This window comes from Streptomyces glaucescens, assembly GCF_000761215.1.
GTDB classification, from domain to species: Bacteria; Actinomycetota; Actinomycetes; order Streptomycetales; family Streptomycetaceae; genus Streptomyces; species Streptomyces glaucescens_B.
In genome coordinates, this window is sequence record NZ_CP009438.1 from 61,208 (window position 1) to 77,340 (window position 16,133).

Sequence of the window (16,133 nt, forward strand, 5' to 3'; positions counted from 1 at the left end):
TGAACCCCCTGTTTGGCCAGAACAGCGCGGCCTCACTCATTCGAGGTGACAAGTCCGCGCTGGGTCGATCTGATCAAAACACAATGGGTCGTCAGGCGGACAAGGGAATGTTCATTCCCGGTCTGATAAAGGCTCAATTCATATGGGTTCTCGCACAATGTGTTACGTACGGCACGGCAGTCATGGCGGCGTAGGAGCAGAACGGCGAGCTGCGGAGAGGTCCCCCCCCCCCCGTTACCTTCTTCGTGGCTCCGCAATCGGGCCTCCGGCCTTCGGGTCCGGCATGACTTCCCCCTCCTGTTGTTGATGATTCGGGGGGTGGTGTCACCGGGCCCGGAGGCATCGACGGACCGCTGATGAGGGGCTTGAGCACCGGCTGCACCCAGGCTGGAAGAGCTCTCCGTAACGTGGATGTGGCAGCTCGGTGCCCTGGCAAGGCCGGACGAAAGCGTGATGGAGGGGCCTGCACGTGATCGACACCGGCGACATCGACGTCTTCCTCGGCCTGGACGTCGGCAAGGGCGAACACCACGCCACCGCCGTCACACCAGCCGGGAAGAAGGCGTTCGACAAGCGCCTGCCCAACACCGAACCCAAGCTCCGCGAGCTGTTCGCCAAACTCCAGGCCAAGCACGGAACAGTGCTCGTCGTGGTCGACCAGCCGGCCTCGATCGGCGCCCTGCCACTGGCGGTCGCCCGCGACATGGGCTGTTCCGTCGCCTACCTGCCCGGCCTGACGATGCGGCGGATCGCCGACCTCTACCCCGGCGAGGCAAAGACGGACGCGAAGGACGCGTTCATCATCGCCGACGCCGCCCGCGCGATGCCCCACACTCTGCGGGCGATCGACGGCGAGGACGAGACGATCGCCGAGCTGGAGATGATCGTGGGCTTCGACGACGACCTGGCCGGCGAGGCCACCCGGGTTGCGAACCGGCTGCACGGCCTGCTGACCCAGGTCCATCCGTCGCTGGAACGGGTGCTGGGACCGCGGTTGCAGCACCCAGCCGTCCTCACCCTGCTGGAACGGTTCGGGTCACCGGCCCAGATCCGCAAGGCCGGACGCCGGCGGCTGGTCACCCTTCTGCGGCCGAAGGCTCCCAGGATGGCTGAGCGGCTGGTCGAGGACATCTTCACCGCCCTGGACGAGCAGACCGTCACCGTTCCCGGCGCCGAGGCGGCCGCGTTGATCGTCCCAAGCCTGGCCGGCTCGCTGACGGCCGTGCTTGACCAGCGGAAACTCTTGGCTGGACGGATCGAGGAACTGCTGGAGGCCCACCCTCTTTCGAAGGTCCTGACGTCGATGCCGGGAGTCGGCGTCAGGACGGGAGCCCGCATCCTGATCGAGGTCGGCGACGGCAGCACCTTCCCGACCGCAGGCCACCTCGCCGCCTACGCCGGACTCGCCCCGGCGACCCGGAGCTCAGTTTCCTCGATCCGCGGTGAACAGCCCTCCAGAAGAGGCAACAAGCAGCTCAAACGGGCTTTATTCCTCTCCGCGTTCGCCGCCCTGGGCGACCCGGCATCCCGGGCCTACTACGACAAGAAAATCGCCCAGGGCAAGCACCACACCCAAGCCCTGCCCTGCCTCGCCAGGCGCCGGGCCGACGTCCTGTTCGCGATGCTCCGGGACGGGACCTTCTACGAACCGCAGCCGTCGGCCGCGGTCACCTGACCTGCGGGTCTGCGAGGAGAACGACTCGATCTGCCTCGACATCGAAGCCGAGGACCGGATGGCCATAATCGCCTTCCGGGTCCATCAGCACCGGCTTGCCCAGCCGCCGCCCGATCTCCCGAAGGAAGCCGCAGAACACATCAAGTCGCTCCTGGCCCTGCAACTCGCGCAGGTCGACGTCGCAGTCGACTTCATCGTCGGCATGAAAACGGAAGATCGCCAACACATCAGGCGTCGGCCAGACCCGCAGGTCCGGGCACTCGGCATCAGCCGGCCGGGACAGCACGGCCTCCGCCCGGGGCACCGGAAGCACCGTCTCTCCCTCGTAGTACTGGCACTTCCAGTCCTTCTCCGCGACAAGATCGAGGACCGCCTGCCAGTCCTCCACCGAGGCATCCGGGACACGCACGTCCGGCAGCGACCCCATCAAGTCCGGGTCGAAGAAACACTTCACGTCATCCCACAGCAGATCAGCCACCCCGACATGCTGCCCGGCCCGCCGACCCGACGCACCCCCGTTTCCCTTGACCAAAGACATAGGGGCACCCCCCCGCCATGCGGGAGAACGTGATTGATCGGGAGGATGAGCCGCCCACGGGACTCACACACCGGTCGCGAGCCCGTCGCCCACAACGCCAGGACCTGGCGGTCCGCCACGCGCAGCCGCGCTGCATGGGCGACGTGCCCCGGTTCGACGTGCGGCCAGGCCTCGGGCAAGGTCCGGAGCGGGCGCGGCCACCCCCGCGCTCGTCGTTGTACCGCACTCCACCAACTACACGGACCTGATGGCAGTCCTGGTCGCCGTGGTGGTCTGGGCGTTCCTGGCGTGGCGCGCCCAACGCGGCGAACTTCCTATGCCCTGATGATCAAGGGCCAAAGTTCCCTCGGCCCTCTGTGTGATCTACGTGCTGCAGCGCGGGGCTACGTGGGACCAGATCGGCGCGCCGCTGGCTGGGCATGACCGGGGACACCGCGCGCAAGAGGTTCTCCCTGCCTGCCCGCCGCATAGGCCAGCGCTCGGTGCCAGTCATGCTGCCACCCACCTCGGCAGGCCCCATCGCGGCAGACCCTCCTCCCGCCGCCCGCACCGCGGCCCCGGACACTGCCGATGCCGGCGGGGACGGCACAGGCAGCCACTCACCTCCCGCGCCGGCGCCGGTGCCCTGCGCCCTGCCCGCCACCGGCGGCCGCGACCTGGCCACCGTCCTCAGCAGCCTCCAACGCGCCTCTGGACTCAGCCTGCGCGCACTGGTCGGCCGCATCGGCCTCTCCCCAGCTTCCTCTCGCGCGTCATGTCCGGCGAACGCTTCCCCTCCTGGAAGCACACCTCTTCGATCGCCCGCGCCTGCGGCGCCGGCCTCGAGGTCCTACGCAGGGTCTGGGAATCATCCAACGCCCACCGCGACAACCAACCCCGCCCCTCCACCCTCGCCTCCGCACTGCGTTACCTGCACCTGTGCGCCGGCAGTCCCACCCCCTGGGCCATCTCCGTCACCAACAACAACACCCTCGACGAGGACTACGTCGCCACAGCGACGCCCTCCCCCCACGCAGCATCCCCGCCCCCCCGACGCCGAGCCCGCGCCACCCCATACCCGGCATCACACACTGGACCGGGCTGCTGAACACACTGACGCTTGGGCCGGACCACACCGAGAGAGAAGGCCTCGCAGGCCACGCCCGTACTGAGGACAACAGGAGCAAGGCCACACCCGCGGGTCAGCTCGAGCACCGGCGGATCATGCCTCGGACAACGCCCGGCCAGTCTGTGCGGCGAGAGGCCGGCCCGTCGGGGAGCTGGTACCAGCGCGTCCGAACGCCGTTACCGGACAAATGTGACGTCGACCGGGACGTTGGGGCAACTGGCAGTGGCGTTGGTGAGCGTGTCGCGCTCGCGATCGTCGACGGTGAACTGACAGCGCATCTTGGTGGCGACCCAGTCCGTGAGGTACTGGCAGTGGTACGGCGCGTACGGGGGCAGCCACTGGGAGGAGTCCTGGTCGGCCTTGGAGCGGTTGCTGCGGGCGCTGACTGCGAGCAGGGAACGCTCGTCGCCGAGGTTGTTGGCGTAGGCCTCGCGCTCGGCGGGCGTCCACGTCGAGGCACCGGAGTCCCAGGCCTCGGCTAGCGGGACCATGTGGTCGATGTCCAGGCCGCCCGGCGAGCTGATGTAGGTGTTGTCGTAGGCGCTGTACCACTCGCCTTCGACAAGCCGGCAGGGCGCGGTCTGCTCCGGTGCGAGGAACGCTTCCTCGAGCAGGGCTTCGTTGCGGGTCGAGCAGCCGTCCCTGTCGGCGTCCACCCAGTGCCGGAAGTTGCTGCGCTGGTAGCCGGCCCGGCTCTACTCGGCGGCCGGGAGGACTTGGACCGCGTCGTGCAGCGGCAGGGCCAGAGGCCGCCCGGCTCGCCGAGCGGGCCGGCGTGGGCGGGGGTGAAGAAAGGGCGACGGCGACGGTGGCGGCCGCGAGGGCGGTGAGGATGTGCACGGGCGGTCCCTTGCTGGAGGATCCGACTGGTCGTGATCTTCGTAGCGGGACGAGCCGTGCGATGGCACCGCATCCGGGGTCCGTTCACCCGCACGCATGGTTAGTCGCACCGCCGGGCCTGCTCTACGGGCTGCGGTCTGTACGGGTTCGGCTCTCTACGGGCGGGGAGGGCGGATGAAAGACAGGGCTGCCATTGCTGGCGGTGCTGGACGTGCTGGAGCGGCAGCAAACGGCGAGTCTGGCTGGGCGTTGGACAGGCATGAGCTGGTCCCCGTGGCGAGCGTGGAGCGGGCCCGGAGCCTGGACTTGGTGGGGCTGGCGGACAGAGTCGAGCGGGCGGGACTGTCCGCGCTGTCGGGTGGCCCTGTGCGGTGGGCAGCCTGCCCTATTCCGCGCGACCGTGACGTCCTTGCCTACGCCCGGCACCGGCCCAGGTCTTGCGGCGCGTTCCCAGCTCCTGCCTGCCACCGGGGATCAGGTACAGGTGCCGGCGACGGGCGTGGCGAGGTGGTCGCGCGGTACGGGCTACTGAATTTGAATGAGTGATGTCGGGCTGGCGAGGTCTGCTGCTGATCAGCCAAGATCGGGGCGTGACGAAGCACGAAGCGGAACTGGTCGCCATGTTGCGCGAGCTCGATGATCCGGGATGCTTGGAGCAACCCCGGGACTACGACCGGGGGAAGGTTGGCGCGTTGTTCAACGGCCTCGTGGCACGTCTCGAGGACGACTTCGCCACGCAGTGTGTCAGCGAGAGGGACACTCAGGATTCCAGTGAGTACGGGCGGGTCACAGTGCCGGCAGATGCGACTGCACGCGGAACCCGGATCGTCGTCTGCGTCAGCAAGTTCGGCTCCTTGGCGCTGGTCTGCGCCGAGAACCCTGGCGCCTTCCTCGGCACTGGGGAAGCCCAAGCAGAAGGTGAGTTGGACGCTGCGGATCTTGACAATGTCTGCGGGACTTTGGCCGACCTTGGGTATGTGATCGTGCCCGAGGAACTACTGGAATGCGACTATGCCGGGCCGAGCCAGCTGCCTTGGCATGTCCAGCGACCCACCTGGTGGCATCGCTTCTTCGGAATCTTCTGACGACTGCGAGGCGAGGGACAGGCCGGTGCCGGCGAGGCAACCGTCGACCACGTCGGGCCGGTACTGGATCTGCTTTAGCTTGCGCTTGACAGCTCGCGTGACCTGGGAGAGATCGGCGGCGGCTAAATTGCCGACCTCCCGCTTGACCAAGGACCAGATGCCCTCCTGCGGGTTGAGGTCGGGTGCGTAGGTAGGGCAGCTGGAACACGGTCAGCCAGTCGGAGTTCTTCTCGATGAACTCCCGCATGCCCTTGGTGTGAGGTGGAGGCGGACGTTGTCCCAGACCAGCACGATCGGGCCGCCGAGCTGGATCCGGGCCCTCACCAGCAGGCGGCAAGAGTCCTTCCAGCCGAACCTCTTCGGCTCGCCCCTGCGGCCCCTGTACTCGCGCAGTCCGTAGATCAGCCTCGATCGGAACCCCGGCTTGAAGCAGCACATGCCCGCCATGGACAGACGGCCGCTTCCTCGGCTGCGGACCCTCACCACCGGAGTACGGCCGATCCGGCCCCAGGTCCGGCCCGCGGCGGTGTCAGCGACTGTCCGGCCTCATCCTCGAAGGCGATCCACGCGCCCCGGGCCGCCGCCTGTCTTTTACCTGCGGTCAGACCTCCTTCTTCCATAATTCGACCGCCTCGTCGTCCCGCTCGATCGCCTGCCGGGCGGGTTGCTGCCAGACCGGCCGTGCCGCTTCAGCAGCAGACCCACGGGCCGTGCCCGACCGACCCGCTCGGCGCGTTCCTGCACGGGCTGCTCACCATGCCCGACCTGTTCGCCGCCGGCGGGTTCCGGGTGGCCGATACAGCCACCGACACCGTCTTCATCGAGCCGGGCTGCTGCAACGGCCTGGAGACGTGGCAGGACTGGCTGGAGGTGCTCGACGGCACCGGCTGCTCCTACTTCGGCCACGACCCGTCCTCAGCGGCCGAACGTGTCGGCGACACCGTCCGGCTGACTCTCGACGCCCACGCGGAGGACGGCAGCCCAGTGATCGAACTACCTGTGGACCAAGTGCGCGCGCTCACCACCGGTGCCCAGACGGACTTGCGGAACTTCCACAGCCTCGCAGTAACCTGGGCGGAACAACACCTGCCGACTCACGCCACCGCCGTCACGGCCGCCTTGGCCCGGGCACTGGACCTAGAGCTCACAGAATGACCAGCTTCCTGACCCACCGGGCACGCGTGCACGACGCCCGGCTCCCCCTTCACCGGCGGCACAGCGCGCTGCGCACCTGCCTCACCGTTTTCGCTCCTTACGGGCTGCGGGCGACATACCACCACCTCACGCTCAGTGCCGCGATCCCCCGACGGCTGGAGGCGGACCCGGAGGCGCTGGCGCGGGCGGTGGAGGAACTGCACGAGGCGCGGGTGCTGTGGCTCGTGCGGGCAGAGGAGTACGCCGTGCAGCGTCGGGCGGAGAAGCAAGCCGGGCGACGGATTGTACCGAACCCTCGGCCGTGGTGGCTGCGGAGCTGGTGGGAGAGCCCGGAGCGTGCATGGTTCGAAGACCCGTTTCGCCACCCGTCGCTGCGACTGTCCGAGTACGTCCGGCGACAGAATGCGCTTCTGGACGGCGCCGATCTGCCCGGCTGCCCGGCTTGCGGGGACGAGGGACCGCGAGTGCTGAGCTCGACCGGGCATGGCTGGGTCGAGTTGTGCCGTGGGTGCGCGTGGGTGCTGGCGCCATGTCCGTGCGGCCAGCGGCACCGGTTCGTACCGGAGACCCCATTCAACTGGAACGGGATCTGGCAACGGGCGCACATGAGTAATGACGGCATGCCGAACCCACACTGGCCTGCGAGAGAAGCACTCCCTGGCCGCGGCCCAGGAGGCGGGCGGCGGACGTCAGCCCGCGCCATCCGCTGCCGGACCGGCCGGTAAGATCGGTTCAGGTGTGGTGTGGCGAGGCTCCCTTCACGCGGGTCGAGGCCGAGGTTCTGGCACTGGTGTTCCCATACGCCGGCATTCGGTGCGATGTCGTAGCCCCTGACGAGGTGAGCCGGTCCGGTCTCCTGGCCGCCTACAAGCAGGACGACTAGGACGTGATCTGGGTGGCCGCACACGGTCGGCACCCGATGCTCGCTCCGGACGAGTCCTCGATCCTGCTCAGTTCGAGCGAGCAGGTGCCTCTGCAGGAGTTGGCTGCCGCTGTTGTGCCGTCCACGGGCGAGCGTCGCCTGCTGGTCCTCAATATCTGCGACAGCGCCGCAGCCAACGCCCAGGGGCCATGTGACGATTTTGGCCTGGCCCCTTCCGTCGCCGGCCCCGGACAGGCTGTCATCCGGCACCTGTGGCCGGTGCCGGGGGCGCGGCTGTCGTCTTCGGCGCACTCCTGGCCTGCGAGCTGGCCGACGGCAATGGCTTCGCCAAGGCCTTCGAAGCAGCACTGTGCGCTTTCCAGGACCCGTGGCACAACCTCGCGCGCCTGCTCGAAGGCCGCGGCGTCGGAGCCGAAATCGCCAAAGCACTACACGACTTCCGCGATCCGACCCTTCTGGACCGGGGCAGCCCCGCCTTCCTTGAGTAGCCGCGCCCGTGGTGAACCGGGCCGACCGCCACACGGTGCATCCTTCGATTCATACCGACGGGACTACCAGCGCGCGGTAGCGTCGGCCTCGGCAGGGCCTGTAGAGATGCGGGAGTGAGGGACATGGTGGGACGCAGACTCCTGGCGTTCGCCGACGCTCTGGTGCTCCTCGGTGCTGAGCCGCCGCGACTGGCGGCGTTGGATCGGGCGCTCGGTGGGGCGTTGAATCTGGCGACCGCCGGGGTCAGCGGCACGGTGATCGGCATGGCCGACGCCAGCGGACGCCTCCTCGGCCTGGGACACGACGCGATCCGCGGCGTCGGCGCCCGTCTGGACCGTACCCAAGGGCGTGCGGAGCGGACCGATGTGCTGCGCGCGGCGCACACGGTCATCGTCGTGGTGGCCTTCTTCGAGGCGATGGAGGAGTTGGAGCTTCCGTTCACCCTCGCCGAGGTGCGGTTGACCCGGGACGAGCAACTCGCCCTTGCCCGGACCGAATCGGGCCCGACCCCGCAGACGCTGGACCTGGTGTCGCTGCTGCTCGCCACGGACCTGCCCTGCCCGGCACCGCACATACCGGCCTCGGCGCTCACCGCGATGTTGCTCGCGAGCTACGCGGACTACGCCCGCAGGTTCTACGCCTTTCTCGAAGGCCTAGCCCTTTGGGAGCACATGGACGCGTCGCGGCGCCTTCGGGCCCAAGCGGCTCTCATGGATGACCTGCCGCGCGCGGCGCATGACCGATACCAGAGCCTGTACGTCGAGCTCGCCAAGGAGGCACCCGAATTCGGTTTCTGGGTCACACATGTGGCGCAGCAGGCGATCCACACAGACGTCAGCCGTGCCCTGTCCGGGATCGAGACTCTCCTCACCCACACCACCGAGGCGCTGCGTCCGCCGGTCGACGTGGCCTCCGCGCTGGCGCGCGCTCACCGGGCGGCGCTCGCTCACCCTGTGCTGGACGCCGCGTCGGCGCCGGACGGCATCAGGATTCCCACCCTTCAGGACCTCTACATCGACCCGGACTTCCGCGTCAGTGCCGTTTCCGGGCAGGCCGCACCGGCCGACCACGAGTGGTGGGGGCGACTGCCCCTACGCCGAGACCTCACCCGCTACCTGGCCGGGGCCCTCACCTCTCCTCAGCTCGCCGAAGCGCCCCTGCTGATCCTGGGCCAGCCCGGTGCCGGCAAATCCGTCCTCACCCGGGTGCTCGCCGCACGGCTTCCCTCCGTCGGTTTTCTCCCCGTGCGCGTGCCGCTGCGGGACGTCCGGGTGGAGGACGACCTGCAGGACCAGATCGAACAGGCGATCCGCGCCTCCACCGGCGAACGGGTCGGCTGGCCGGAACTGGTGCGCGCAGCAGGTGGCAGTACTCCTGTTCTGCTCCTGGACGGCTTCGACGAGTTGCTGCAGACGACCGGCGTCCACCAAACCAACTTCCTGGAGCGAGTGTCCCAGTTCCAGCGGCGTGAAGCGGATCAGGGGCGGCCCGTGCTGGCCTTGGTGACGAGCCGCACCTCCGTGGCCGACCGCGCCCGATACCCCACCGGCATGGTCGTCCTGCGCCTGGAACCCTTCCGCGCCGAGCAGATCACGACCTGGCTGGCCGTATGGAACGAGGCCAACATGGCCGGTCTCTCGGCACACGGCCGCGGCCCGCTCACTTGGCAGCACCTCGAACGGCACGCGGAACTCGCAGTCCAGCCACTGCTGTTGACAATGCTCGCGCTGTATGACGCTGCCGAGGGTGCTCTGCGGCGCGCTGACGACGACTTCGACGTCACCGAGTTGTACGAGCAGCTGCTGTCCTCCTTCGCTCGGCGCGAAGTCGGCAAGACGACACTCCACGCCGTCTCCGACGAGGACACGGCCGCCCTCGTCGAGCAGGAACTGCAGCGCCTGTCACTCGTGGCCTTCGCCCATCTGAACCGGGGGCGCCAGTGGGTGTCGGCCGACGAACTCGAGCAGGACCTCACCGCCGTACTGGGCAGACAGCCGGTCGGACCACCGGGTTTCCGCACCCCCCTCACCGCCGCCGAAACGGCGCTCGGCCGCTTCTTCTTCATCCAGCGAGCCCAGTCAGTGCGGGACGGCCAGGTACTCGCCACCTACGAGTTCCTGCACGCGACCTTCGGCGAGTATCTGGCCATACGCCTCACCCTGCACCTGCTCACCGACCTGCTCGCACCCCGCCCCGCGCTTTCTCTCGGGCACACCCGCATCGACGACGACCTCGCCTACGCACTGCTTTCCTACACCTCCCTGGCGTCCCGGCAGATGCTGCGCTTCGCGCGGTCGCTGACCGGCAGGCTGTCCATGGCGGAACGGCGCCGGCTGACTCGGACCCTCAACCAAGTCTTGACCCAACACGCGACACGCACCGGTGATCAGCACCCGGCCTACCGGCCCGCCCTGCTGCGCACGACGACACGCCACGGCCTGTACGGTTCCAACCTCGTGCTCCTGACGGTGCTACTCGCCGAGCGCTGCTCCGCCGCCCAGCTGTTCCCGGGCTCCGCGGACCCGCCGGGTGCCTGGCACCGGCACTGCCTGCTGTGGCGTTCGGCGATGAACGAGAGCCAATGGACGGACTTCGCTCTGTCCTTCGACGTGCATCACACGTGGGACGGCGAGGGCCGGGCCCTGGAGATATCACTTCGCTCCCAGCCAGGCACCCCACCACAGCCCCTCGACATGAACTGGCACTTCCGCTACCCGCGAGGCAGCGGAGGCCCAGGATGGTCACGGTCGTACTGGGACGAGCTGTGGCACAAGACGGCCGTGTCCGGCGGAACGAATGACTCGGTGATGCGGCATGCCCTGGACCCGGTATTCCGGTGGCTCGGCCAGGCCGTGACCATGTTTAGTCCGGTCGACGGTGCTCCAGCCTCATCGCTCGCCCACGACCTGCTCGAAATGCTGCTGGCCGATCGCACGACCATGAGCGACAGGGAACTCGGCGATCTCTACAACCGGGCGCTTCAGGGAACGCGGCTGCTGATAGACATGCGCCATCCCCACCTGGTGTCGGCCGTGCACGCCCTTCTCACGGCCTTCGGTCAGGACAGGGGACGAGTCCCCGGCGACGCACACGACGACGTCCTGCGGTTTCTGGCGCAGCTCATCCAGCTCATGTTCGGTGACAGCGAGAGGGCACAACCACTGCCGGTGACCGTCTTCGATGCACTGTCCCATGCGCTGACATCCCACCGACCCTTGGTGCACGCCCTCATATCGGCGGAAGACCGGGCCCTGATCGCGCGCCATCACGATCCGGCCACCGGCCCGCCGGAGTGAGCAGGCGGGCCGACGGCCGGCGAGGCAGTCGGTTGGCGAGCCCGGTTGCTCCGCCCGCCCGAAGCCTGTGTTTGTCCCAGCTGGTTTCGTTGAGACGTATGCGCTCTACGCACTTCGAGCGACAGGTGCATCGAACCTCAGCCCGTTTCAGTCGATTTGCTCCTACCTCAAGGCGCCCCGGTGATCCGGCTCCGGCCCCGCACGTGCCGGGCGAAAACACATCTAGACAGTTTCGTTGGATCAGGTGGTCGTTGGTCCGGGCCGTTGGCTGATGCGCAGTGGGCGCGGATCGAGCCGTTGCTTCCGGACCGGACGCCGAAGCGGGGTGGCCGCTGGCGTGACCACCGTGAAGTGATCGACGCGATCGCCTACAAGTTCCAGACCGGCACGCAGTGGGTCCACCTGCCGGAGAAGTACGGCAACTGGCGAGGGGTCTACAACCGGCTGCGGATGTGGGCCGTGGACGGCACCTGGGAGCGGGTGTTCAGCGCTGTGGTGGCCCAGGCCGACGCGGACGAGGACCTCAACTGGGCCGTCTCGGTCGACTCCACGCTCGTGCGGGCCCACCAGCACGCGGCCGGAGCCCGCAAAAAGGGGCCCCGGCAGGCGAGCCGGACGACTACGCCATCGGCCGGTCCCGCGGCGGACTGACCACGAAGATCTACCTCGCGGCCGACGGCCGGTGAAGGCCGCTGGCGTTCGTTCTCATCGCAAGCCAGGCCGGTGATGCACCCGCCTTCACCGAGGTCATGGCCCGCCTACGCGTATCCCGCCCGCGAGGCCGGCCTCGCACCAGGCCGGACGTGGTCCTGGCCGACAAGGCGTACTCCTCCCGCGCGATCCGCGAGCACCTGCGCAAGCGCGGCATCCGGGCCGTGACCCCCGTCCCCGCAGACCAGCGCAGCCACCGGCTCCGTCGAGGCAGCCTAGGTGGCAGGTCACCGGCATTCGACCGCGAGACCTACAAGCAGCGCAACACCGTCGAGCGGTGCATCAACCGCCTGAAGCAGTGGCGAGGCATCGCCACCCGCTACGAAAAGACCGCCACCATCTACCCCCCGGACTCCACATCGCGGGCAACTTCCCCTGGTCCGCCCGCTGATCCAACGAAACCGCCTACCGCCCGTGACCAGGGCGGGATGTGAGGCAGCGACTTGGCAGCCGGTGAATCCCTCACTTAGCGACGAAACCGGTCAACAGGCCCGGCGGACCGGCCTTGGACAGTCAGAGCGCCAGGGCGTGGAGGCTCTGGCCGACGCGGCGAGGGCAGCGAGCCGGGATGTCCCGTGGTGCAGAGGTGCTCGGCGGACGTGCGGGCCAGCCGAACGGAGGCCGTCGCTCGGGTTCCCGGTCGGCGCCGGGGGCCCGGCCCGAAGGGGCCCTCGGAGAGTGTTCGGAACGGAAATTGGCGGCTTTGGGGTATGCCTCGCGCTTGGCGTGCTCGGCGAGCGCCTGGTAGATGCTGGCGACGGACGGGCTCTGCCCCTTGCGCTTGTCGGCGGGGATGATCAGGCCGGGCTGGATCTGCTCGACGGACTCGCCGAGCGTCCTGCGCGGAGCGCGGTGTACAGCATGTCCTCGATGATGACCAGCGGCCTGTCACCGTGCGACGTCGTCGAGGGGGGCGCTGTTGTCGGAGGGGTTGCGGCTGGTGCCGGAGAGTGTGCCGTCGGTGGAGGTGATCCCGATGATGGGTGCTGCTTGCCGGCCGGGGGCGTTGATGGTGAGGGTCCAGGCGTCTTCTGCGGGCCTTGCTTCAGAGGCCGAACCGGTGCGTGACACAGGCCATAGGAACTCCTCTCGTGCCGCGGAGAGAAGTGATCGTGAGGGACTCAGAAAACGATGTGCGCCGCCGCGTGCGCGAGGGGACCGCGAGGCGTTCGCCCAGCTGTACGAGGAGTTCGCCCGCGCCGTGTACAACCATGGGCTGCGGTTGACCGGCGACTGGTCGACAGCCGAAGAGATCATGTCCGAAACGTTCCTGACCGCGTGGCGGACCCGCGAACAGGTGCGCGAGGACGGCGGCTCCCTGCTGCCCTGCCTGCTGGGCGTCGCCACCCACAAGGCGGACAACGCCCGCCGGGGACTGCGCAGACGCCAGCTGTTCCTGGCGCGTCAGCCGCAGCCACCTGCGGAGGAGGACTTCGCGCCCCGGACGGTAGGGCGCATCGACGACGCACGGCGCCTGCGTGCCGTGCAGGCCTCCCTGGGCCGGCTGCGACGCCAGGAGCGGGAGGTACTGGCCCTGTGCGTGTGGTCCGGCCTGGACTACCAGCAGACGGCCGAAGCCCTGGGCATCGCCGTCGGCACCGTACGTACCCGCCTTTCGCGTGCCCGCAAGAAGCTCGCCCACCTCGCGGAAGAAGACCGGGAACCACCTGCCACCCGCGGAGAGATGACAAGTGCGGCCGCGATCGCGGCCCTGCCCGTACGGGAGGAGCTCACATGAACGACAAGACCACCGGCGCTTCCCCGGAGCGGAACGGCGACCGCGAAGAGATCGCCCGCCTGCTGTCGGCCCCAGCCGACTGGGACCTTCCGCGCGAGCAGCACCTTCGTCACAAGGAACTGCTGATGCACCACATCGACCGAGACCTGGCGACCCGTACCCGCCCTGCCCGTCGGCTGCTGCGGCCCGCGCTCCTGGCGCCGGCGACCGCGCTGACCTTGGCCTGCGCGCTGGCCGCGGGAATCGCCCTGAACAGCGGCGACCAGGAGCCCTCCGGCACCGCTTCGCACCGTGCGGCCACGGACATCCAGCCGGCCGCGGCGCTCCTGGACCGGATCTCCGACGCCGCGGAGGAACGCGCCACGCCCATCGTGCGGGACGACCAGGTCGTCTACACCCGGGAGAAGACCCGCGGGGCCGACCTGACCAGCGGGAAGGCCGTCCTCGGCCCACGGATGGACCGTGAGATGTGGGCCGCGCAGGAGCCGAGGCCCTTGCACAAGCTCGGCCTGATCCGGGAAGACGGTGAGACCTTTCCCATCAACGCCGAACTCGGTGACACCGACGGGACCCCGGCCGGCATCACCCGACCCACCTACCGCTGGCTCAGCTCGCTGCCCACCGACCCCGACAAGCTGCTGGTCTATCTGTACGCCAAGACCCCGCAAGTTGAGGGCCGGGAACGTGACCAGGCGGTGTTCGAGCAGATCGGGTCCCTGCTCGGCGGGGTGATCCCGTCCCGTACGGCCGCCGCCCTCTACCGGGCCGCGGCGAAGATCCCCGGCGTCACCCCGGCCCCGCAGGCCCGCGACGCGATCGGCCGCCGGGGCCTCGGCATCGCCCGCGACGACACGCGCTACAGCATTCAGACCGAGTGGGGTCTTCGACGAGAAGGACTTCTCCTTCCTCGGCTCCCGCAGCTATCTGGCGAAGGACACCTCGTACGGAAAGGCCGGAACGCTGCTGTCCAGCGAGGCCGAGCTGGAACTCGCCATCGTCGACAAGGCAGGTCAACAGCCCGCGGACACGGAGCACACACGGGGTGCCGGTAAGAACCCTGTCACCAGCCGCAAACGGCGGTGATCTTGCAAGGGTGTCACCCGTGTGGGTGACTGCGGGGCCGTAAGGCTGCGGTGGGTGAAGCCTCGCGAGGACGATCGACGATCGTGGCTCGTACCCCGCTGCACCTGGATGAGCTGGCCGAGCACCGGACGCCGCTGAAGGACGAGCAGGGGCTCGTGTCTGGTAACCGCTTCCCGAGGGCCGTTCTTGCGGGGATAGCGGCGCTATTCGGTCAGCTTGAATGGATGTTGGGTGAACGCGTCGCGACGGAGAGCAGGTCAGCGTCCTTCCCACGGCTGTCACGTCGCGGTATCACAGTGTGTCGAGAGGTGATCACGTGCTGCACGCAACGCACCTGAGCTGCCTGAACGACCATTCGGTCGCCGATAATCGAACGGGTTGTCTGTAAATCGGTCATGGATGTGCACGCAACTTTCACACCCGACAGACTCTGCGACGTACAACCCACGAAGCACAGGCAAGTCCAGCCTCTGCCCTTCAAATCGAAAGAGAGTGTCGCCGTGCGTCGCCACATCGCTGCCGTCTCCGCCGCTACCCTTCTGACCCTGGCCTGCGCCGCCGGTGTCGCGGAGGCGCAGCCCACCAGCCTGTACGCCCCCTCCGCCGTGGTCCTCACCGTCGCCCAAGGCGGGGACGAGGGCACCGTCGTACGGGCGGCCACCCTCAGCTGCGCGCCGACCGCGCAGGGAACGCACCCCGACCCGGAGGCCGCCTGTGCGGCCCTCGCCGCCACCGCCGGCACCCTCGACACGCTCCTGGCCACGCCGGACACCGACCGCGCCTGTCCGATGCACTACGACCCCGTCACCGTCACGGCGGACGGCGTGTGGCAGGGCAAGCGCATCTCCTGGAAGCACAGCTTCTCGAACGCGTGCGTCATGGCCACGACCCTCAACGGGAACGCCCTCTACGCGTTCTGATCGCTCCACCCCACCCCCGGGCCGGGCCCGGGTCGCGGACGGAAGCGGGCGCCCTTCGCGGGCGCCCGCTTCACCGAGTCGCACGACATCCTCAGGAGCTTGTCGCCCGGGCCCATCGCCATGGCCGCGTCACCGACGGCGTACACGTCCGGGTGGGAGACCGAGCGCATGGTGCCGTCGACCACGATCTGCCCCGCCCCGGCGGTCTCCAGGGCGGTGGCCCGCGCCATCGGGTGGACTGCGACGCCGATGGTCCACACGGTGACCGCCGCGGGGATCGCCTCGCCGCCGGCGGTGGTGACGCGGTCGGCTTCGACGCCGGTGACGGCGGCGTCCTCGTGCACGGTGATACCGAGCCGGTCGCAGGTCTTCCGCAGGTGTCGGCGGCCCTTGTCCGAGAGCCAGTCGCCGAGCCCGCCGCGGGCGGCGAGGGCGACAGCGAGGTCCGGGCGAGCCTCGGCAAGTTCGGTCGCGGCCTCCAGACCAATGAGGCCACCGCCGCCGACGACCACGGACTGCCCGGCGTCCAGGCCCGCCAACCGCTCGCCCAGCCGGAGCGCCCCGGGACGGCCCGGGACCGCCCGGGACGGCCCGGGACGGCCCGGGACGGCC

The 16,133-nt window shown here is 69.0% G+C and carries 12 protein-coding genes and 2 pseudogenes; 10 read left to right on the forward strand and 4 right to left on the reverse strand.

What is annotated here, in order from left to right:
* Positions 1 to 469 precede the first annotated feature (469 nt).
* On the forward strand, positions 470 to 1,675 hold the full coding sequence (locus SGLAU_RS00245) for an IS110 family transposase (RefSeq protein WP_043497256.1): 1,206 nt from the start codon (positions 470 to 472) through the stop codon (positions 1,673 to 1,675).
* Here SGLAU_RS00245 and SGLAU_RS00250 read toward each other — a convergent pair.
* Both SGLAU_RS00250 and SGLAU_RS35830 read right to left on the reverse strand, forming a co-directional pair.
* Positions 1,668 to 2,153: a hypothetical protein gene (locus tag SGLAU_RS00250; RefSeq protein ID WP_208868869.1), complete on the reverse strand. Its 486-nt coding sequence runs from the start codon at positions 2,151 to 2,153 to the stop codon at positions 1,668 to 1,670. The two genes, SGLAU_RS00245 and SGLAU_RS00250, sit on opposite strands and share 8 nt — an antisense overlap.
* Positions 2,154 to 3,497: 1,344 nt before the next feature.
* Positions 3,498 to 3,977 (reverse strand): HNH endonuclease family protein, encoded by a 480-nt coding sequence (locus tag SGLAU_RS35830; protein ID WP_099052744.1) that lies wholly within the window; start codon positions 3,975 to 3,977, stop codon positions 3,498 to 3,500.
* Between the two features lie 774 nt (positions 3,978 to 4,751).
* Between SGLAU_RS35830 and SGLAU_RS00260 the strand changes: the two genes are divergently transcribed.
* The 6 genes and pseudogenes from SGLAU_RS00260 to SGLAU_RS33240 all read left to right on the forward strand — a co-directional run bounded on the left by SGLAU_RS00260 (position 4,752) and on the right by SGLAU_RS33240 (position 12,171).
* Positions 4,752 to 5,246, forward strand: coding sequence for a hypothetical protein (locus SGLAU_RS00260; protein ID WP_052414021.1), 495 nt, complete (start codon positions 4,752 to 4,754; stop codon positions 5,244 to 5,246).
* 274 nt (positions 5,247 to 5,520) lie between these two features.
* A complete protein-coding gene (locus SGLAU_RS36810; protein ID WP_318536215.1) occupies positions 5,521 to 5,646 on the forward strand; it encodes a hypothetical protein in 126 nt (41 codons plus the stop codon).
* 281 nt (positions 5,647 to 5,927) lie between these two features.
* Positions 5,928 to 6,401, forward strand: a complete 474-nt coding sequence (locus SGLAU_RS00265) for a hypothetical protein (protein WP_244315134.1) — start codon at positions 5,928 to 5,930, stop codon at positions 6,399 to 6,401.
* A 1,134-nt stretch (positions 6,402 to 7,535) separates the two neighbouring features.
* Entirely contained in the window at positions 7,536 to 7,772 is a 237-nt protein-coding gene (locus SGLAU_RS00270; protein WP_043497261.1) for a hypothetical protein, read from the forward strand.
* A gap of 123 nt (positions 7,773 to 7,895) precedes the next feature.
* Positions 7,896 to 11,069, forward strand: coding sequence for an NACHT domain-containing protein (locus SGLAU_RS00275; RefSeq protein WP_052413526.1), 3,174 nt, complete (start codon positions 7,896 to 7,898; stop codon positions 11,067 to 11,069).
* 264 nt (positions 11,070 to 11,333) lie between these two features.
* Positions 11,334 to 12,171, forward strand: a pseudogene (locus SGLAU_RS33240) (IS5 family transposase).
* Between the two features lie 497 nt (positions 12,172 to 12,668).
* Here the strand turns inward: SGLAU_RS33240 and SGLAU_RS35485 are convergent.
* The gene (locus SGLAU_RS35485) at positions 12,669 to 12,851 is read right to left on the reverse strand and encodes a hypothetical protein (RefSeq protein ID WP_162484288.1); all 183 of its coding nucleotides are present in this window, start codon (positions 12,849 to 12,851) and stop codon (positions 12,669 to 12,671) included.
* A gap of 106 nt (positions 12,852 to 12,957) precedes the next feature.
* Here SGLAU_RS35485 and SGLAU_RS00285 point away from each other — a divergent pair, with 106 nt between their 5' ends.
* The 3 genes from SGLAU_RS00285 to SGLAU_RS00295 all read left to right on the forward strand — a co-directional run bounded on the left by SGLAU_RS00285 (position 12,958) and on the right by SGLAU_RS00295 (position 15,521).
* The gene (locus SGLAU_RS00285) at positions 12,958 to 13,518 is read left to right on the forward strand and encodes an RNA polymerase sigma factor (RefSeq protein ID WP_244315309.1); all 561 of its coding nucleotides are present in this window, start codon (positions 12,958 to 12,960) and stop codon (positions 13,516 to 13,518) included.
* Complete coding sequence (locus SGLAU_RS00290; RefSeq protein WP_244315135.1) at positions 13,515 to 14,570, forward strand: CU044_5270 family protein; 1,056 nt, start codon at positions 13,515 to 13,517, stop codon at positions 14,568 to 14,570. The genes SGLAU_RS00285 and SGLAU_RS00290 overlap by 4 nt, the downstream gene beginning before the upstream one ends.
* Positions 14,571 to 15,101: 531 nt before the next feature.
* A complete protein-coding gene (locus tag SGLAU_RS00295) occupies positions 15,102 to 15,521 on the forward strand; it encodes an SSI family serine proteinase inhibitor (protein ID WP_043497268.1) in 420 nt (139 codons plus the stop codon).
* Positions 15,522 to 15,595: 74 nt separating this feature from the next.
* On the opposite strand, the pseudogene SGLAU_RS00300 reads toward SGLAU_RS00295, so the two are convergent.
* Positions 15,596 to 16,093 (reverse strand): annotated as a pseudogene (locus tag SGLAU_RS00300) (FAD-dependent oxidoreductase); the annotation flags it as partial.
* Between the last annotated feature and the right edge of the window lie 40 nt (positions 16,094 to 16,133).

Excerpts from the sequence above, each read along its gene's own strand:
- SGLAU_RS00275 (WP_052413526.1), top strand. The coding sequence starts at position 7,896 with ATGGTGGGACGCAGACTCCTGGCGTTCGCCGACGCTCTGGTGCTCCTC.
- SGLAU_RS00290 (WP_244315135.1), top strand. The coding sequence starts at position 13,515 with ATGAACGACAAGACCACCGGCGCTTCCCCGGAGCGGAACGGCGACCGC.